Source organism: Leptospira noguchii serovar Panama str. CZ214, from assembly GCF_000306255.2.
GTDB classification, from domain to species: Bacteria; Spirochaetota; Leptospiria; order Leptospirales; family Leptospiraceae; genus Leptospira; species Leptospira noguchii.
Genome location: NZ_AKWY02000023.1, coordinates 81,978 through 101,710, shown reverse-complemented (window position 1 = coordinate 101,710; position 19,733 = coordinate 81,978). Strand labels below are relative to the sequence as shown.

The 19,733-nt window shown below is 33.5% G+C and carries 12 protein-coding genes; 7 read left to right on the top strand and 5 right to left on the bottom strand.

Annotated elements, in window-relative coordinates; translation table 11 throughout:
- Position 1: 1 nt before the first annotated feature.
- The 3 genes from nadD (at position 2) to LEP1GSC059_RS13385 (ending at position 4,109) form a co-directional block, all read left to right on the top strand.
- Positions 2-601: a nicotinate (nicotinamide) nucleotide adenylyltransferase gene (gene nadD, locus LEP1GSC059_RS13405; RefSeq protein WP_017213639.1), complete on the top strand. Its 600-nt coding sequence runs from the start codon at positions 2-4 to the stop codon at positions 599-601.
- A 912-nt stretch (positions 602-1,513) separates the two neighbouring features.
- On the top strand, positions 1,514-2,719 hold the full coding sequence (locus tag LEP1GSC059_RS13390) for an Lcl C-terminal domain-containing protein (protein ID WP_020980930.1): 1,206 nt from the start codon (positions 1,514-1,516) through the stop codon (positions 2,717-2,719).
- Between the two features lie 985 nt (positions 2,720-3,704).
- Entirely contained in the window at positions 3,705-4,109 is a 405-nt protein-coding gene (locus tag LEP1GSC059_RS13385) for an STAS domain-containing protein (RefSeq protein WP_017213636.1), read from the top strand.
- Between the two features lie 243 nt (positions 4,110-4,352).
- On the opposite strand, the gene LEP1GSC059_RS13380 is transcribed toward LEP1GSC059_RS13385, so the two are convergent.
- Together LEP1GSC059_RS13380 and tpx are read right to left on the bottom strand one after the other, a co-directional pair.
- A complete protein-coding gene (locus LEP1GSC059_RS13380; RefSeq protein ID WP_036057590.1) occupies positions 4,353-5,045 on the bottom strand; it encodes a hypothetical protein in 693 nt (230 codons plus the stop codon).
- 629 nt (positions 5,046-5,674) lie between these two features.
- Positions 5,675-6,190: a thiol peroxidase gene (tpx, locus tag LEP1GSC059_RS13375; RefSeq protein WP_002176382.1), complete on the bottom strand. Its 516-nt coding sequence runs from the start codon at positions 6,188-6,190 to the stop codon at positions 5,675-5,677.
- Between the two features lie 591 nt (positions 6,191-6,781).
- On the opposite strand from tpx, the gene ilvB reads away from it, so the two are divergent.
- Together ilvB and LEP1GSC059_RS13360 are read left to right on the top strand one after the other, a co-directional pair.
- Positions 6,782-8,452: a biosynthetic-type acetolactate synthase large subunit gene (gene ilvB / locus LEP1GSC059_RS13365; RefSeq protein ID WP_020980939.1), complete on the top strand. Its 1,671-nt coding sequence runs from the start codon at positions 6,782-6,784 to the stop codon at positions 8,450-8,452.
- Between the two features lie 26 nt (positions 8,453-8,478).
- Positions 8,479-8,793 (top strand): hypothetical protein, encoded by a 315-nt coding sequence (locus tag LEP1GSC059_RS13360; RefSeq protein ID WP_002176395.1) that lies wholly within the window; start codon positions 8,479-8,481, stop codon positions 8,791-8,793.
- Positions 8,794-8,986: 193 nt separating this feature from the next.
- On the opposite strand, the gene LEP1GSC059_RS13355 is transcribed toward LEP1GSC059_RS13360, so the two are convergent.
- Positions 8,987-10,513 carry an HDOD domain-containing protein gene (locus LEP1GSC059_RS13355; RefSeq protein ID WP_017213634.1) on the bottom strand — a complete coding sequence of 509 codons (1,527 nt, stop codon included), beginning with the start codon at positions 10,511-10,513 and terminating at the stop codon, positions 8,987-8,989.
- Between the two features lie 1,489 nt (positions 10,514-12,002).
- Here LEP1GSC059_RS13355 and LEP1GSC059_RS13350 point away from each other — a divergent pair.
- Positions 12,003-13,469: an aldehyde dehydrogenase family protein gene (locus tag LEP1GSC059_RS13350; protein ID WP_002176380.1), complete on the top strand. Its 1,467-nt coding sequence runs from the start codon at positions 12,003-12,005 to the stop codon at positions 13,467-13,469.
- Positions 13,470-13,961: 492 nt separating this feature from the next.
- Here LEP1GSC059_RS13350 and LEP1GSC059_RS13345 read toward each other — a convergent pair whose 3' ends face one another.
- Positions 13,962-16,646 (bottom strand): collagenase, encoded by a 2,685-nt coding sequence (locus LEP1GSC059_RS13345; protein WP_155243445.1) that lies wholly within the window; start codon positions 16,644-16,646, stop codon positions 13,962-13,964.
- A 1,025-nt stretch (positions 16,647-17,671) separates the two neighbouring features.
- Between LEP1GSC059_RS13345 and LEP1GSC059_RS13340 the strand changes: the two genes are divergently transcribed.
- Complete coding sequence (locus LEP1GSC059_RS13340; protein WP_017213630.1) at positions 17,672-18,736, top strand: leucine-rich repeat domain-containing protein; 1,065 nt, start codon at positions 17,672-17,674, stop codon at positions 18,734-18,736.
- An 83-nt stretch (positions 18,737-18,819) separates the two neighbouring features.
- Here the strand turns inward: LEP1GSC059_RS13340 and LEP1GSC059_RS13335 are convergent, their stop codons facing one another.
- The gene (locus tag LEP1GSC059_RS13335) at positions 18,820-19,710 is read right to left on the bottom strand and encodes an LA_0442/LA_0875 N-terminal domain-containing protein (protein ID WP_017213629.1); all 891 of its coding nucleotides are present in this window, start codon (positions 19,708-19,710) and stop codon (positions 18,820-18,822) included.
- Positions 19,711-19,733 lie beyond the last annotated feature (23 nt).

Below are 19,733 nucleotides of genomic sequence, written 5' to 3'. Positions count from 1 at the left end.
TTTGGATTCTTCGGTCCTTACCGGAATTTTTGGAGGAAGTTTTGATCCTCCTCATGAAGGACATTCAGAAATTTTAAAGTCTTTTTTTCTGGAAGTTTCGAATTGTAAAGAAGTCTTTTTAATTCCAAATCGTCAGAATCCTCTTAAAGAAGAAAAAATTTCTTTGCCCGAAAATATATTAGAAATGTTGAATTTATTTATTTCCGAATTTTCACAATCGATTCAAATTTTGGATCTGGAATTGAGTCGTAGCGGCCCTAGTTATACAATTCAAACCGTCCAAGAATTAAAGATTATCTATCCAAATCGAAAATTTGTACTTTTGATCGGAGAAGATAATTATTCCAATTTTCACAAATGGAAAGATTGGAAAAAAATTCTTACTGAGGTTGAAAAGATTTTTGTGTTTCGAAGATTTTCGAAAGAAGTTCCGCTAAATTCGTATCTTAATTCTTTGGTTCAATTTCAATTTTTGAAAAATCCTTTAATTCCGACAAGTTCTACGGATCTAAGAAAGTCTTTTTTTCAATCTAAAACGCCCAATTTGATTTCAAAAAAAGTTTTGGATTATATATTAAAAAATAAACTTTATTCTAAATAACTTGAGTTCGGTGTAAGCAATCCGTTTTTTCCTAGGTCAATTTTTTTGTAAAAAAATAGTATGTGGGAACTCTCACAAATCGTGAGTTTATAGTTAAACTTTGAAAATTGTGGAACTACTATGAAATACAAAAAAGTCATTTTCCAATTCGATTTTTGCATAATTACGACCATCATCAAAATTCAAAACTCCATTTTAATGTGAGTTCGATTGAGTAAAAATTTTCTAAAAGTATGAGTTCCTACAATTTTAGAATTTGTCTGTTAAATCGCGATTTGCAGTAGTTTCTCTACATCATTTTACAGACAAATCTATGTTTTGTATAATAGTTCCCACGCTTGAATGTGATAGATTCAAGCGTTCATATGCTTCTATTTTTTAAATTGTAATAGTTCCCACATTTTGGAATCAATCTGTAAAGTTCAGATTCCAACTTTTTCAGAATCATGGGCTTCCTACATCGAGTTCACGTTAAATAATAACTGCGAGTTTTATTTCAAAAAGCCTGTTTAAATGGAAAATATTAGATTATTTGTTATATAATTAACTTGGGTTCGATATAATGAGAAAGAGATTAAGGCTAAGGGGATTCACCAGAACGCTTCTCAAGTTAAAACGCCTTCACCCCGGTTTTTGTGATACTATGTTTATTATCAGTAAAATACTTGATTAGAAGATTCTTTTGGTTCTCAAAGACCTGTTTATTAAAAAATCGAAAGAGATTTGGTTCAAAATATAATCTGAATCCTTTGGATTTTAAATATTGTTTCATAAAAATCCGAAATAAAATAGAATTCATTTTAGGAAGGTTCTAATTCAAAAAGAATCTAAAATAAAATAACTCATGTTATAGGATGAAAGTTATTTTGGGAATCCTTTCTGTTTTAAAAAAGGAGCGCATCAAGTAAATATATGTATAAGTATTTTCTTTTTATTTTTATATCCTCACTCTTTTTCTGCATAAAGGCTCCGGATAAATTGGATCCTCCCTATGTTATATTGCAGTATTTACAAAATGTAAATTCTACTACAGAACAGCAGGGCCAAGATCAGGGAAACAATAACAATAATTTATCATGCTCTGCACCAGTCGGCCCCTTTAATCCAGGTGCAATCTTTGATACGGGTCAGACTCTTTGCTGGGATGGAGGTGGGCTGGCTCAAAGTTGTGGTGCACTGGGTTTGCCTGGCTCTGATGGATCTTTCAATGATGTTCCAAATGCTCGTAATTTTGTAGGGCCTACCCAACACTGTAAATTTACTTCCGATTATACTATATTTGATCCTCTGCATGGGCTTACTTGGAAAACCTGTGCACAAGGCCAGACCGGTTCAGATTGTGCAGGTGGTGTTGCCGTTCCAATGAACTGGGCGGATGCAAGTGGAGGGCTTCCTGGAAGTTGTTCCGAGTTGAATACTCTCAACGGTGGAGAAGGGTATGCAGGTAGAACCAATTGGAGAATCCCCACGGTAAGAGAACTTGCTTCTATCGTTCACTATACGAACAATCCCCATATTGATAACGCGTTTTTTCCTTCTAAAACGTTTACTGGAACACCTTACATGACAAGTACGATAGATGCTAAGGTCGCAGGAAATAATTGGGCGATCAACTTTGCGATTACTCCACCTATTGGCGTGAGAATACCCAGTTTAACACAAGTAACCCCTCTCGGTTTACGTTGTGTTTCCGGAAACGCAATTCCTGCTCCTTCTTTTGTAGATCAATTGGATGGAACCGTTAGAGATCTAAATACTGGACTTCTTTGGTCTCAGTGTACGGAAGGACAGGGGGTAGGATGTGGACTTACACCGCCGACTGCTATGGATTGGAATGCTGCTCGTAATAATTGTAATGGCAAAGTTTTGGCAGGAAGAGTTTGGAGATTACCAAATGTAAACGAACTTCTAAGTATTGTAGATTATAGTAATGCTGTTGGTATATTACCTAATATTGATTCAGTTTTTTTTCCAAATACAGCCAATGGTTTATATTGGACCTCTACTACATACGATAGTAATAAAAGTTTCGCAATTGGTATTTTGTTTTCAACTGGAGCCGTCATAGCAAATGATAAATCCGGCACTATGGTGACTCGTTGTGTAACTACGTTTTAATCTGCTTTTGTTCATAAGTTAAGAACTATTTATTTGGATCAAGATCTGTTTTTACAAAGTATTAAAATTAGATTTTAATATTTCTTAATTTAACGCGTATTTGGTGTTAGATTGATGAACTTACTTGATAAAATTCATTTTTCTACAAAAAGTATTCCAGTAAAAGTGAAACTTTTCCTCTATTTTTATGGAAAATATAAATTGGGATCTACTTGATTCGGAGATGTATGCAGAATATGTAATCTATTTCGTGATAGAAATTTGATATATTAGAGTTTTTGAAAAATTCCATAGTTTAGATTAACAAAACCGCTTTAGTCGATCGTTTTTATGAAACAGAAATAAACGAGAATTCATTTTTCAATAACTCTATTAACGGTGAGATCGATAAAAGGAATTTTTTAAAAGAAGCATATCTAAAATTAATTTTTAATAGATGGATTGTTTCGTAAAACAGCGATTTCGTGTAAAATTGGATTGGACGATCAATTTTTTAAGATTTATAGGTCGTGTATAAAGGAATAATCAGAATCTGTATTTAAGCAAAGATAAAGTATCTTTGAGATGGCTTTTATTCAGAATCCTCGGACACGGTTCGTGCAAAGGCAAAAAGATGCCCCATAAAACACACTATGGCGAATCGTTCAAAAAGAACTGTTGATAAAATCAAAGAAATCAATGACCTAGAGAGCAAAAAACTGGATATTATTTTGTATAACTCTGAGTAAAAGAAAAATTTATAAGATTACTGATTATTGGAAAAAATTTGTATTTGATTTCTTAAAATTGAATTCTATTTGTTTGATTTTTTAAATCTCTTTCGGTCTATTTTCTATGTTCAAAATTTGTTCTACTTTTATGGTATTTTTGAAATCCGAAAAATATTTTGATTCTTTTATATTTCATCAAAAAATTATTTCTCATTTGTTATTGAATTTATGGATTGATATGGATAATAGGTTTCAGACTTTCTCGGAGATGGATCATGGAAACTAAACCTAATTCGATGAATCACAAAAATAATGAAATGAAAATTTCGATTGAAAATATTTCTTCCTCTGGAACTCTTCCTGGTCCTGCTGTTATCATCCAAATCCAGGGAGACATCAATCTATTTTCTGCAAAAGAATTGAAAGATACTTTCAATGAACTCATTGAAAAAAAGATTTATATTTTTTTAATAGATCTTTCGGGTGTGCGTACCATGGACTCTTCTGGAATTGCCACTTTTATCGGAGCTCAAAATAGATTGAATAAAATTCCCTGTGCCGGACTTGCTCTCTATTCATTGCCACAACAGATAGAAAAAATGCTCGAACTAACTAGACTCAAAGCTCTTTTTCGTACGGCTCTTGATCTTTCCGAAGCGATTCGAATTTTTAGCATTTAATTTACACTTATTTCGAAACTACAGATAACTTAACGTGGGTTTTATATTTGCAGAAATAGTAGTATTCTGGATTTAGTTTTGCGGTTATCTGGATATTAAAAATTTTCTTTATAAAGATTTTATTAATTCAAAAATTATAATATTATTTAAAAAATCGGTTTAATTTTTAAATAAAAATCGTAAAAACAATCGAGGATCTCTCCTCGATATAACTGTGGAATTTTTTTACTTTTTATTTTGGATTTACTCGTTGTTGTCGGTTTGAAATTCAACAATAAAAGTTGATCTTTGACTTCGAAGTTCGTCCCAAAGAAAGATATATTCATTCCAAGATCCCCCTCCGTTCCAATTTGTAAGAAAATAATAACCTCCAAAAGAAGTATCCCAGTCTATGAACATAACGGTGTCTCCTGATTCCAAACAAGTTCGGCTTGGGCTTATAATTTCAAGATTGTTAGATCCGTCATTGTACTTAGGATAGTAAGCATAATTTCCTCCACCTCCGCCAAACCACCAGTTCCAATAATAATTTGGATAAGCAGTTGGTTCAATTCGGATATGACCGCTTCTGATACAATTGGGGTCGCCTCCATCCTGGTATAAATTAAACTTTGTAAACCTCGTATCGCTTGCTGCACTTACTTTTAACCATCCATTTGGTTGATTGGGATCTGCTTGAACTTTTTTTCCGTTTGATTGGGATGTCAAAGTCACGGAGAAATACTTTTGGTTCGGTTTGGTTTGTTTTTCGGATTTATCTTTTACCAATCCGAAAATGTGTTCTTTGGAAAGTAACGATAAAAGTAGATTGTTTTCGTGGGATTGTTGTTCTGGTAAGCAATTTAAAGACAAAAACAAGCAAACACAATAACACCTTGTAAAAATTTTAGAGTTTTTTAATCTTTTTATTTTTTTCTTTTGGAAAATACTTATCATAATTTTAAAATATTATCTCCTTTTAAAATATCAATATATACTAACATATAATTTAAAATTAATAGTTTTTTTAAATAGGTTTAATCACCCTATCTATAAAGTTTAGGCAAATTCTAATAATTTAGATTTTTATTAATCTCTTTTTTTGAATTAAAAATACATTTTGATTATATATTAGAGTTGTTGAAAAATTCCATAGTGACTATCAACGAAGCTACTTTAATCGACCGTTTCTATAAAACAGAAACTAAGTGACGAATTCATTTTTCTGAAAAAAGTTGAGATCTGAATTTTACTGATTGATTCCTAAAATGTGAGGGCTATTAAAAAAAATGAATGTTTAAAAGTTTATAATGTGATTTAATTTGCGGGAGTTGCTGCAAATTATGATTTTGCAAACAAATTCTAAAATTGTAGGAGTTCACATTTTTAGAAAATTCTTTCTCATTTTCTTACGTCGAATTCACGTGAAATGGATACTTTATTATGTAGCTCTGAGTAAGAACAAATTTTAAAAATTTATACTTTAGGCAATTTTATTGCGTTTAACTAACTTTAGATTAAAGTGTTTTTTTGAAATATTCTTAGCTTGATCTATAGGCAGAACAAACCAAGAATATTCAGTTTTTTTAAAGTGCTGCGTTGGCAGCAGAAATTGCGGCTGTGTAGTTTGGTTCCGTCGTGATTTCAGGTACGATTTCCACATAACGAACTATATCCGATTTATCTAATACAAAGACTGCTCTTGCGGAAAGTCCTTTGAGTGGCCCGTCCGCGATATGAGTTCCGTACGCTTTTGAAAATGAAAAATCTCTGTATTGGGATCCGGTTACTAAGTTTGGAGAATTGATTCCTTCTGTAGAACAAAAACGACCCATTGCAAAAGGCAAGTCTCCAGAGATAACTAGAGTCGTTACGCCGGAAATTCCCGCTGCTTTTTCGTTAAATGCTTTGGTTTCAAGAGCACATACGGAAGTATCTAAACTTGGAACCGCTACGAGTATTTTTACTTTGCCAACATAATCTTTAAGACTAAATTCAGAGAGATCTTGTTTTATCGCTTTGAAGTCGGGAGCCTTGTCTCCTGGAGATGGAATTTTTCCTTCTAGTTGTACCGGATTGCCTTTCAGAGTAACTTTTGTCATTTGAATTTTCCTTTCTATAATTAGAATTAAAGAATATACGAAAGCACCATTTTATCTAAGGACAATGTCTTAGAAAGCAGGATTTTTTCTTATTTTTTAGAAATGTTTTTGGAATCGACTTTTAGGAAATATTTTATTGTGTTTAGTATATCTATTGAAGACAACTTTGTTCATCTTATAGTTTAATTTTTAAAGTTATTCATTTCTATAAAGTTGAACCCCTCAAATTTTTATCATAAAACTCTATTATAAAACAAAATATTAGGTACTATTTTATTAGTCCTGGGCAATACTACAGATCTTGTATCGTAATGATATTTCCAAAAATTGCTTGTAAAATGAAACGATCTTTATTTCTATTGGTGGTAGAACTCATTTTATGAATCTCAATCACGTAATTACATCCATGTTTGTAAACAGCATAGTGTTAATGCTAGTGGTGGTCTTCGGAACACCGGGACGTTGCTTTACGCTGTAGAGATTTACTTTAGGCGCAATCCTAAAAAAAGCCTCCTCCGGTGTAAAGCCGGGGGAGGCTTTTTTGTTTTTAGGGTTTATGAGTGATTTTAAAGACGATTTAAGGGAACACATATGAATTTAAATGGAGCGGAGCTTATTATTCGATTTTTGGAATTTGCGGGAGTCGAAATCGTTTCTGGAATTCCAGGGGGAGCTAGTCTTCCCATCTACGATGCGTTATACGAAAGTAAAATTCGACATATTCTTGCCAGACACGAACAAGGTGCGGGGTTTATAGCCGGTGGAATGGCTAGGGCAAACGGAAAACCTGGAGTTTGTTTTGCTTCTTCGGGGCCAGGGGTTACTAATTTAATTACAGCGGTTGCAGATGCAAAGATGGATTCGATCCCTTTGATCGTGATCACTGGACAGGTTCCGGTTTCTATGATCGGTACGGACGCGTTTCAGGAAATTGATACTTTTAGTTTGTCCGTTCCTATTACTAAAAGAAGTTATCTAGTAAAAAAAGTAGAGGACTTGATCCAAATTCTTCCTCAGGCCTGGAAAACTTCTCTTGAAGGTAGGCCTGGTCCGGTCTGGATTGACGTTCCTAAAGATGTGGCTTCCGATAGAATCGATTGGGATGTCTCCAAAGAAAAAGAACTTTGGAATATTCAAAAAATTAAATTTACTGACGTGGTTGATATAGAATGGAAGAAAACTTTTAAAGAGCTACTATCGGAAGCTAAAAAACCGGTATTTTATATTGGTGGAGGTTTGAATCGACCCCTGGCCGCAGAGTTGTTCCATGCTCTTTTAGAAAAACTGAGTTTCCCCACCGTTTCGACGTTAATGGGTCTGGGGGTTTGCCCATATGAACATCCTAGATTTTTAGGAATGTTGGGAATGCACGGTTCTAGAGCGGCCAATCTCGTTTTGGAAGAAGCTGATTTATTAATCGCGTTAGGTGTTCGTTTTGATGATAGGGCTACTGGCAAATTGAATGAGTTCTGTCCTAACGCTAAGATAGTTCATGTAGATATAGACGCAACAGAAATTGGTAAATTAAAAAATCCTAATCTTTTTTTAAAATACGAGATCGAGGATTTTATCAGTCAGATTTTGAAAGAAGACTTTTCTTCTGAACACTTTGCTTCGCAAGAATGGTTGGATCAGGTTCAAACTCTCAAAAATTTATATGGATTTCCTATACTCAAAGAAAATCCTTTTTCAATTTTACGATGTATCTCAAAAATTCTAGGTGAAAAGGCAATTGTTACTACTGACGTAGGTCAACATCAAATGTGGGTGGCGCAATATTATCCTTTTCGAAAGCAAGGTTCTTTTTTGACTTCGGGTGGTTTGGGAACAATGGGTTTTGGATTACCAGCCGCCATTGGAGCGGCGCTCGTTTCCCCGGAAAAAAGAATCGTTTGTGTTTCGGGAGACGGATCAATTTTGATGAACGTTCAGGAATTAGATACTCTTAGAGAATTGGATTTGGACGTAACGATCCTTCTGATAAACAACGGGCATCTCGGTTTGGTGAGACAACAACAGGAATTATTTTTTTCTTCCAGATTCTCCTCATCCAAGTTTGTAATACCTGCGAACTTTATAAAAATTGCATCTTCTTTTGGGATTTCATCTTTTGAGTTGTCTCATGAATGTTCTCAAGTTGAAATTTTAGAACAAGCTTTAATCCGCAAAGGACCGTCCTTTGTTTTGCTTCAGGTAAAACCCGATCTGCAAGTTCTTCCTATGGTCCCTTCTGGAAAAGCAAACCGTGAAATGATTTATTGATATATTAGAATATAGGAGTTTATGTTATGACGTTATATGAAAATATTGGGATAAAATGTTATACTTTTGATATTTCTTCCGAAGAAGGTTCGGGAACAATTTTACGTATGATCGGTATTTTATCTCGTAAGTCCATTGATTGGTTGGATTGGCGTTTACGACGAAATATTGAAATTGAATCTCAGAACATTATGATTACAATTAGAACTGAAGAACCGGATAAAATTCTAAATCTATTTCGTAGTATTTCGGAAATTAAGGAGGTTCGTTATTTTGAATCTAACCTAAAATCCGAGTTATTTTTTGAAAAAGATGATACGTCTGTAGTTTCTGTTTTTTGATATAACTCTGTGAATAAAGAACTCATCCAAAACATTATGAAGATCTGATACTTTGAATTTCGCAAATGTTTAGATTGGAAGTAGTTTGTGTAAATTTCAGTAGTTTATTAGAAATTTATAAAGAGATATTGTTGATGCCTTCAATATTTTGAGGACAAGCTCAAAATCAGAGTATGTTTCTGTTTTGATAGTTTTATTCTGCTCTTGCTAAAAAGCTTTCCAGGGCTTTGGTTCTAAAAGAATGAAATTCTCCCGAGTTTTCAAATTTACAGAACTGAAGAATTTTTTCGGGAATTTCACCAAACTTTGCCTCTTCGTTATTGATTTTGATCATCATGTCCGCGAGATAAATCGGATAAATGTAAGGAATAATTTCCTCCTCAACGAGTAGAGGTCTGTGGTGGTATTCCATCGATTTTGAATATAGGTCGGGGAAATTCCATTTTTCTGCTATTAATGCCCCCACTTTTGTATGAGTAATTCCTAATGCAGCTTCTTCCATAGAAACGGCAGACGCGATTTCTTTGGAGGCAGAAATTTTACCGATGTTATTCATCATTTTTTCTTCCAGAGAAAGTAGAATGATTTCTCCTATGTCGTGTAACAACGCGGCGGATACGAGATTGCTTTCCGTATCTTTAGGAAGATTAATTTTAGACGCGATCAGTTTACAATAAAAAGCGCATTGATTGGATTTTTCCCAGATTGAAAGGAAGGCCGGAAATTTACCTTCTAAAATTTGTTTAGTTCCAAGGGAATATAAAAGTTGGCTAAGCTCCTTAAGGCCTATGAGTTGAATGGCTCTGTCTAAAGATTCGACTTTGTTTGCTCGAATAAAAGCCGCAGAATTTGCAAGTTTTAGAATATTCGCAGAAAGTGCTACGTCTTTTTTGATCACTTCCGCGATTTGATTGATGGAAGAATTTGGTTTCGCGATCATTGCCTGGATGTCTTGGATCGATTTTGGAAAAGTAGGAAGTCCTTCTATGTTCTTTAGTATGTCTTGAGTTTTTTGAAGTTGAAGATTTTCTTTCGAGATGTTTAAAGGAATATCTATGATTACGCTCGTATTATTTCCTTGGCTTTCTATTTTATAAGAAGTTGCCGAAAGTCCGTCGTTTTTCAACATCATCAAAGACATGACAAGTCCCAGTCCCGCTCCTTCTGTTTCGTCTCCCGCTTCCAAAAAAGCTTCCGCGAGGTCGTTATAAAGTCTTGCTTTTTCAATTCTTTGATTGATTCTTTCCACTTCAGTGGGACTGAGTTTTACGTTATTCATTACTCTGATTCGAATCATATCCTTATTATAGATGAAAGATACTAATACTACGAAGTTGTTTTTAAAAAGAAGTTCTTCATATTTTTCTTTATTATCTAAATAGTCCTTTTTAAAACCTGGAATTTTTTGTTTGTAGATTGTAGGATTGTGAATGTCTGCTTTTAATTCCTGAAAATAAATTCTTTTGATGTTTGCTTTGATAGAATTGGCGATGGTTTCTTTGAGAGTTGTAAGAACCGAGTCCCTCACGTAAATAATATCGAGTTGGATCAAATAACGATCTAAGGTTCTGCTGATGGTAGAGTCTACGTTTTCCGTAAGATTATGAAACCGATAGTGAACTGGAGTATTTTCCAAAACGGAATGATTTAGATCTTTAAGATTGCTATAGAGACCTAAATCTCTGTGATGATGGAACTCAAAGGTTTTGTTCTGATTCATATTCTTTAATTTTTCCTTTTACATTCTTTTTTTGTAAAGTTATCTGAAATTCATCATAAAAATCTTGGAAAGAAATTTCTAAATTCTTTTTCATTTTTATATCTAATCAATTAAATCTTAATTTAAGAATTTTATTCTGTCTCTTTTCAAAATGGTAAGTGCCGGATTGATTCTCTTTTTAAAAGAGTTTGAACTGTGCTGGCCCCTAGAACAATGTAAAGTTGATTTTTTATTTATTACTCGGATTAGTACCAAAAATAAACTATCGATTTTGTAAAAACGCAGAAGTTTTCAAAAAACCTGGGATTGGCTTTTTTGAAATAGATTCTACATTTTAAGTTTTGCAACAAGTTTAGCATAGTATTATTTTCATGTGCCCGATTAGTAAAAGATTGGCCTAACTCTTGTCTAAGTGAACGCAAAATGGATCGATGCGAAGGGAATTCAAGCCACGCTCTCTCAAACTAAAGTGTCTCACTCTCCATCATAACCAACCCCACAAGTATTTAGATCTCAATATTAAATCTGTGGGAATTACGACAAATCCTCTGTAAAACTAAGTTCCCACCCCACAACGCGATTCATAGAGAGCGTTGTGTTGAGTTTCCAACGTTTTGGGTGGGGGCGGAAGGTGGAGAAGTTCGGAAGATTTTTCTCTATCAGAAAAACATACTTTTTGCAAGTAAAAAGACTCATTCTTGTCGGAACACTTGAAAAATGTGTGTTTTTGAGCCTAAAACGCTTTCGTAAAAAGCGTTTTGCTGAGTTCAATTTTGATTCTAAAATCCTATTCAACTTGTGGGTAAGGTTATGACTCCCCATGGGTCGCTCTGCAGGTCGCGTTCTATATTGAAACTAAATAAGATTATTGTATAAGGTTTTCTATATACAATTTATTAACCAGAACTGAGGGCGCTGTGACAAGTCGGATTTGCCCAGATGTTTTACGTCCTGCTCAAGTTAAGTTAAAATTGTCCTAATGATTAGAGATCAGTAATGGATTATGATCAAGACTTATAATACATTCTAAAATCTAATTGTACTTTATCAGGAAAACCAAGCTGCGAGAACTTGTCCCAGTTTTGGGACAAGTTCTTATAAAAATAGTAACTAAAATAAGAGATGGGTTTTGTGAAGCTTATAATTGGTCTTTGAGAATTGATTGGCAATTTTATTGGATATGATCTAATTGAGTATCTTTAATTTTATCACAAAACACTGTTTTGATGTAAATTTAGGTACTTTATGATATAGATATGAGCGGTATTATTTTCATGAAGTATGCAGATGAGATTTATACTATTAGATCAATTTAGAAGTAAGAATTCCCCAAAAATTTTAAAGAATTAAAATAAATTTAAAGATAGGGTGCAGTAAAATTTGGGAGTTCAAATAGGCTCTAAAAAGAATTGCTTTCCGAGTCTGTGATGATAGAATGAGGACCCGTTCCCAAAAACGAATTTTTGAACTATACCGAGGAGCACTTTCGATGCCAACTTTACAAGAATCACCGGTTAAATTACCGAATTCTAATCAAACTTCAACTGTAAACAAAGCGGAAATTGAACGCGTGTTTAATCTTCAAAAAAAACATTTTCATAAAGTGATGAAACTCACCACGGCTGGTCAACGGATTCAGCGTTTGAAAAAATTAAAAGAGGCAATTTTTAAATATTCTCCTGAAATTGAAAAGGCAGTAAACGCTGATTTTCGTAAGAGCGAAAGAGAAGTGGACATCACTGAAATTATGCCTTCTATTTCTGAAATCAACGACGCAATCAAACACGTTCGCAGATGGATGAAGCCTGTGGACGTTAAAACTCCGATGACACTTTTAGGTTCCAAGAGTCAGATCATTTATGAACCTAGAGGAGTCGTTTTGATCATAGGTCCATGGAATTATCCGTTTTATCTTACGTTTGCACCTCTTGCTGCGGCGATTGCGGCCGGAAATACGGTCTTGATCAAACCTTCCGAATTTACTCCGGTGACTTCTAATCTGATTCAAAAAATTATCAGTGAAGTATTTCCTAAAGAAGAAGTAGCCGTTTTTGAAGGCGACTACCAGGTTTCTGGGGCTCTTATGGAACTTCCTTTAGACCATATCTTTTTTACCGGAAGTACTCACGTAGGAAAAATAGTGATGACTGCTGCGGCCAAACATCTGACAACCGTTACACTTGAGTTAGGTGGTAAATCTCCTGCGATCATAGATAAAAGCGCGGATGTTAAGAAGGCAGCAAAAAAACTAATTTGGGGAAAAGTTTTGAATGCGGGACAAACCTGTGTGGCTCCCGATTATCTACTCATTCCGAACGAATTGATCAAACCTTTTGTAGAAGAAGCAAAAACAGTAGTCAAAGAATTTTATGGAAATGGTTCTCTCAAAGAAAATTCAGATTTCTGTAGAATTGTAAATGATCGAAATTTCAATAGAGTTTCTGGATATATACATGAAGCAGTGGAAAAAGGAGCTAAGATAGAAATGGGAGGCGATACAGATGCGTCTCAGAATTATATCGAACCTACTCTTTTAAGTAACGTACCAGAAAATTCGAATATTATGGAAGATGAAATTTTTGGACCTGTACTTCCTATGATTCCTTATTCGAACTTAGATGAAGCAATTGAAAAAATCAATTCCAAACCAAAACCTCTAGCACTTTATATTTTTGGTAAAAAGGATCGTTCGATCAAAAAGATTTTAAAGGAAACTTCTTCCGGAGGTGTTGCGGTTAACGATGTAATTTTACATCTTGCCAATCCAAATCTTCCCTTTGGAGGTGTAAATCATTCTGGTCATGGAAGTTATCACGGTTATTTCGGATTTAAGGCCTTTTCACACGAACGTTCTGTTTTGCACCAGTCTGTTTTGAGTTCGATCGATTTGATGTATCCACCTTACACTAATTTTGTGAAGAGACTTGTTTCTTTTACGAAAAAGTTTTTAGTTTGATGATCAGCTGAAATTTCGAATTTGAATTTTGGGCACTTTCTTATGTAGTAGAAGTGTCCAAAATTCGATTTCTTCTGTTTTTTTTATTACCCGGAAATATATAACTAACGTGAGTTTTGTATAACTAATACGAAAGCGGTCATTATGCCGTGATTTGTAGAGCTACATTGAGTTTTATTTGCCCAGATTTTTTTACGTTGAATTCACATTAACTGAGTTGTGATAAAATTTACAGTACTTAGTTTTATAGATACTAGTAAAAAAACGAATGTACAAAACCGTTTAATAGTAAATAGAGTTGTTTAAAAATTAATTCTCCATCTGCTTTATGGAAACTATCGATTGAAGCATTTTTGTTAAACGCCACTATGAAATTTTTCAACAACTCTAATTTTAAATAATGATGTATCAAAAACGGTTAATTATTATATTCTAAAAATAGAATGTATGTCCAGTTCATCCAAATGGACTGGATGAACTGGACTAATTCACTTAGAGATTACAACTTGAAGTTGCTGTTAAATATTTTCTACCGTCAGGTAAATTGATTGTATCAATAGAATTGAAATTGCAATCGAGTTTTCTATAAAACGAAGGTCTCATCGTATAGATTTCTGATTTCAATTCGTTCAATTCTGCGGTTAGGTCTTGATACATCTCTTCATACGTAGCTGTATCCGAAAATATATTTGTAAATATCGGAGTGTTACAAGTTGTATCCTTATTATTCGACTGATTTGCAAAACAAGTAGTATGTACGCCTATTCTTGTATTTTGAAAATCAGTTTGACTCCTCCGAGGATGTCTATAAGAAGCTTGAGGACGATATGCTAACGGTCCTTCACAAGAATAGATTGCAAAAGGTTGAACTATATTCGAATATTTCCTAAAACGAATTTCTCCTATTCTGCAATTCATATCCTTAAAGTTATTCACTCCACTGTTTTCCAAGTCCGACATAAGGTTGTTCATTTTTGAATTTAAATCGGACCAAGCAGTACTCCAGTCTGGACTAGAAACAATGTTTCCAAATATCAAACCTCGACAAGAAAAACGACTGTTTAGTCCAAATGCGGCGGTTGTACATTTTGCCTTAGCTCCGAAGTGAGTCTTTCTAAAAAAAGATCGAATGACTTTCGGGTCATTGGTAGATAAATTTGCTAAATCCGGAGCGGTTGTAGATGGATCTGTGAGATTATTTACGTTTCTAACTAAGTAGTCTAAATACGTCTGAAACGAAGTATTGAGCCATGTGTCTTGGGACATTTGAACAATTAAATAATCAAATCCTTGAAGATTAGAATCACGTAATGTACTAATTAAATCTCTCAAAGTATCTTTTTTATAGGTATAAAGATAATTGAAGAAACTACCCGAGTATCTATAAAATTTGAAATCTCCATAACGAGCCTTTAGGATTTTTGAAACTTCCATCCTAGACGAACCGTCATTTTCAATTCCAGAAACTAAACTTTTACGCGGATAAATTTCTCTTGAATTACTTCCAGCTAAGAATTCTGCAATTCCTTCTTCGAACCAACTAAGCCTTTCATTATCATGAGCAGGAGTTTGAGACCATAAGCCTGGAATTATAAATCTACCTACGAGATAATGAGAATATTCGTGGCGCAGTAATTCTTCGAGAGTGTATTTACTTTCTGCAGGAGTACGCTGATACGTATAAAAAGTTTTATCTTTTTCTATATAGATTCCACCATTATCCGTAGGGAGATCAAATAAAAAAGGATGAAAAGTTTGGTAATCCTTTTTAGATCCATACACATACATGGAAATAGTGTCAGTTGTATCTCCGGATACTGGAGCATGAATTCCTATCAAACGGAAAAATTGAGATTCCACCTGTTTGAGAGCGTGATATAGAGGTTGAATTTCATTGATCGATAGAGGTGTGTGTACGATTTGTGTTTTATCGTCGAAATGGTATGTGTTTGGAAAAACCATAGCCTTTACGATCTTTTTGGTATCGCTCAAACAAATTCGTCCGATTCGCAAATCCACACAATCTGAATTTCGAGTTAATCCTTTGACCGCTTGAAGATACGGTTCCGAAATGTATGAATGTTTTTCCAGGACCTCGGTCAAAATCGAAACAATCTCTGGTTGAAAAGCAGGAAGATTATAGTAGATTCTATCCAAACCAAATATCGCATTGTTGATGATCCAAACTAGAGAATCCGTATTGAAATTTGTATTAACAGCAAATCGTTTCAAATTATCAATCAATCTATAATCGATTCTCGCTAGAAATTCACCGCTCTGCGAATTGATATGACGATTGAACAATCTGAAAATAGCATTCAAAGCTATCTTCTGAGAATAGTTGTTTGTTAATCTTTGTGGATCGTTTAAGGTAGCTTCCAAAAAAGATAAGATGCTCGGATAAATTATGTGTGCAGTCCCTGTGCTATCTGCCGCTGTAAAGAAGAACTCTAAAACTTTTCCGGCATCGTTGGTTCCGTCTGTAATATGCGCACTATTTGCAAAAGTCCACATTGGAGCAACCAAAGCCTTGGAGATTTGATCTTTATCGAACGGAAGGGAGGGATGAGAAGCTTTTACAAAGTACCCGGCCCAAAACATTCTGAACAGTTGTATAAAGTTCAAATCATTGTTGCCTTTGTAAAGAGGAGCCAGAACGTTCAGTCGATTAACTACTTCAAGCATGTTTGCTTGTGAATAAATGTAATCAGAATACTGATCGTAATTCCAAACAAATTTATCCACACAATTTATATCATGTGTTTCTAAAAATCTAACGAAGTCCTTCGGTTGTAGACGTGCAACATAATTTCCCGTACAATTTTGAATTCCGTTTTGTACAGTTGTGTTTGAAGAAGGACTGTTAGGTCCGAAAGTCATAATCGACGGAATGAGAAATCTTTTTCTTCCGTCTATGATTCTATCAAAGTCTTGTTCGTTTTCTACTTGAGTTGGTTTAAAACCTATCAGTTCGTTTAGCGAACTTACGTTTCTTGTTACCGGTCTGATCTCTTTTGTTTCTGACTCCGTTGTAGTTTGTTGTGAGATTTGAGCAAACATTGTAGCAAACAAACTAAGATCATTTTTAAAACCATCATTCTGGCTGCTACATCCTAACGAAAAGGTTACAATCACACTTAACGCTAGCACTATTTTACATTTTATATTTGTTATCATTTTTGTGTTTTCCCCTTGCGATTTTTATATTTCCCGTAATTAAAATTATTAATTTTTTATAAAAGAAAAAATTTTTTTATAGAAAGAATTCTTAAATTCATTCCTTAAATATTAATGCGAAGTAATAACGTTATGATATCTTTCGTATACGTTATGTGTGTTTTAATAATAAAATTAAAAAATTAACATTAGTTTATTTCTAAATTAAAGCAAGTTAGTCTCGTTTTTATAAGATTAAATTTATTCGTAAAATCAGTGTTATACGTCATTTATAGAATAAAAAAATTCATTTTATAGAAAGTTGCCTTAGGTTTTTCTAGAATTTATCTCAAAAATAATTTAAATATCGCATAACGGTTTTACTTTGATCCGCAAAAAGTTTTTTATAAATTTAAATTTATAAAAATTAGAGTTGTTTAAAAATTAATTCTCCATCTGTTTCTGTTTTACTTTTACGAAAACGGTCGACTGAAGCAGTTTTGTTAATTGCACCACTATGGAATTTTTCAAAAACTCTAATGCAATAATAAGTTTATAGAAATCTAAAAGAAACCCAACGAGACAGTTTATAGTAAATAATTTTGGGAAAACTTATAAATTGAATTTTTAATATGGTGAGTATTACTGAATAAAGATTTGATATAAGATTCAGATCTTAGAACCATTATTTTGAATTTATAGAAGTTTCTTATTGCACAGATTTATTTTTAAGAGAAGTTATCCAAATTCGTATCTCGTACTAAGTTCAAGCTAAGAGTTTGTTTTGCTCAGAACTTATAGGATTGAATATGGCGAATTTTTATTACAAAGGTTCATTTGAGTGAAAAATACTGAGCACATTGCTTTATTAGTTATTCAACTGTGTTCTTCTTGAATTTTTATTTTGTAGGCCATGCGTTTTATCTTTTTGCACTACTATGTTTGCTCATTCAATTTGGTTCAGGGAATTTTACACATTACATGATGATACTTAACTTTGGGAATATTACGATAGACTTTAAATTTAAAACAGGGAATATCAACGTATGAATTATAGATCCACAAAAATCCTAAAAGTTATAATTTTCTTTTGTTTTATTTTCGGAATACAATCAGAAGAAATACAAAAACCTTATAAAAATTTAACAAAAGCACTTCAAAATTCATCAAACGTTCGCATTTTAGATTTAAGTTTTCAAAATTTAACAACTTTTCCCAAAGAAATCGGACAACTTAAAAATCTACAGAAATTGGATTTAGGCGGAAACGAACTTACTGCTTTGTCTAAAGAAATAGCGCAGTTGCAAAACTTACAAGAATTGAGTTTACACAGCAATAAGCTTGCAAGTCTTCCTAAAGAAATAGAACAACTAAGAAATTTAAAAGATCTGGATTTATTTCGTAATCAGCTTATAACCGTTTCTAAAGAAGTTCTGTTACTTCAAACTTTAGAAAAATTGAATCTATCTCTGAATCGGCTGAGTACAATTCCTAAAGAAATTGGACAATTAAAAAATTTGCAAACTCTAAAATTAGGCCATAACCAAATTGTTTCTTTACCTAAAGAAATAGAAGGGCTTCAAGAACTCAAAGAATTAATTTTGGTCAATAATCATTTCAAAAATTTTCCTGGAGAAGTTTTCCAACTAAAGAGTTTACAAAAGTTGTATTTGAGTGAAAATCAACTTGTTTCGATCCCAAAAGAAATTGGACAACTTCAAAATTTACGAGATTTGGTTTTAGATCGTAATCAAATCACAATTTTACCAACAGAAGTTTTACAACTTCAAAATTTGCAAGAATTGCATTTAAGTGAAAACCAACTTGCAAGTCTCTCTAAAGAGATAAACCAACTTCAAAATTTACAATTGTTGTCTTTAAGAAACAATCGACTGACCACTCTCCCTAAAGAAATAGGGCAACTTAAAAATTTGCAAAGGTTGGCATTAGGAAACAATCAAATTACAAATCTTCCCAAAGAAATAGGGCAATTGAAAGGTTTACAAAGATTGGAGTTGGATTCTAATCCACTTTCTTCAAAAGAAAAAGAAAAAATTAGAAAGCTTCTTCCCAATTGTGAAATCGATTTTGAAGTAGGGCACGGAGACTGATGTTTTGGGTAATTGTATGGATTTCTCTGTTTATTACATAGTCCATATAACACGTGTTTGGTGTACATTTTTTAAAGAAATCATCAAAAACGAATGGTCACACCGCCTGAAATTTCTCTATCTTTATAAGAAGCATTTACGTTAGGCACAACTTCCCAGTTTTCGAATTTATATCCTAAGAACGCGTCTAAAATTAAAATCAAAATAAGACCGCGAGTAAATCCTTCTTTTTCAAAAGCATATCGGTCCTTAGTTAACAATTGACCATCCGAAAGTACAACCTGCTTTGATTTATCATAAAAGCTATAAGTAGCGGCGAGACTCATTAGATTTTGGTCTCCGGATAGAATAGCAATCAAGTCCAAAGGAGTAGGGGGTTGATTTGTCTCAAGCGCTTGTTTTACAGGGCTTAAATATACATAACTTTTATAGACAAAGAATAGTTCTGCAAAAACAAAAAAGACTCCTAATCCTTTGACATAATAAGAATCATTTCTGAGCAATCTAGACCAGCCTGGTATTAATCCTTCGGCGAAAACTCGAACCCCTGACTTTTTCTTTTGATTTTTCGAAATATTTTCTTCTTTTGAGATTTCTAAATTGGGAACTGGATTTGTTTTTATGATCTCTTGATTTTTTACGGTTTCTTGGTTTTTGACTGGAGCAGGTGCTCGATCGGAGATAAAAACTTTTTGCACTTCTGTGAGAGGAATTTTTTCCACTTTGCCGTTTTTATGGGTAATTTCAAAACCATTGGGGATGGTTTTAACGTTTACCTGATTGATCATTCTCCCGTTTTTGAGTAGGATCGACTTTGCGTCTAAATTTGTAAAAAAAGAAATCCATATGAAAGCAAATGATACACCTTTAATAAAAAGTGATTTGTTTTGGCTTAAAATATTCGATTTTACAATTCTAGATTTTTTGATCGTGAGGAATTTAAATTGGAAAAATTTTTGAAACGTGGCGGACATTGGAATTTTTTTTGATTTTTAGT

Coding starts and splice junctions, on each gene's coding strand:
- LEP1GSC059_RS13350 (WP_002176380.1), top strand. CDS start 12,003: ATGCCAACTTTACAAGAATCACCGGTTAAATTACCGAATTCTAATCAA.
- LEP1GSC059_RS13390 (WP_020980930.1), top strand. CDS start 1,514: ATGTATAAGTATTTTCTTTTTATTTTTATATCCTCACTCTTTTTCTGC.
- LEP1GSC059_RS13360 (WP_002176395.1), top strand. CDS start 8,479: ATGACGTTATATGAAAATATTGGGATAAAATGTTATACTTTTGATATT.
- tpx (WP_002176382.1), bottom strand. CDS start 6,190: ATGACAAAAGTTACTCTGAAAGGCAATCCGGTACAACTAGAAGGAAAA.
- LEP1GSC059_RS13355 (WP_017213634.1), bottom strand. CDS start 10,513: ATGAATCAGAACAAAACCTTTGAGTTCCATCATCACAGAGATTTAGGT.
- LEP1GSC059_RS13345 (WP_155243445.1), bottom strand. CDS start 16,646: ATGATAACAAATATAAAATGTAAAATAGTGCTAGCGTTAAGTGTGATT.
- LEP1GSC059_RS13385 (WP_017213636.1), top strand. CDS start 3,705: ATGGAAACTAAACCTAATTCGATGAATCACAAAAATAATGAAATGAAA.
- ilvB (WP_020980939.1), top strand. CDS start 6,782: ATGAATTTAAATGGAGCGGAGCTTATTATTCGATTTTTGGAATTTGCG.
- LEP1GSC059_RS13335 (WP_017213629.1), bottom strand. CDS start 19,710: ATGTCCGCCACGTTTCAAAAATTTTTCCAATTTAAATTCCTCACGATC.
- LEP1GSC059_RS13380 (WP_036057590.1), bottom strand. CDS start 5,045: ATGATAAGTATTTTCCAAAAGAAAAAAATAAAAAGATTAAAAAACTCT.
- LEP1GSC059_RS13340 (WP_017213630.1), top strand. CDS start 17,672: ATGAATTATAGATCCACAAAAATCCTAAAAGTTATAATTTTCTTTTGT.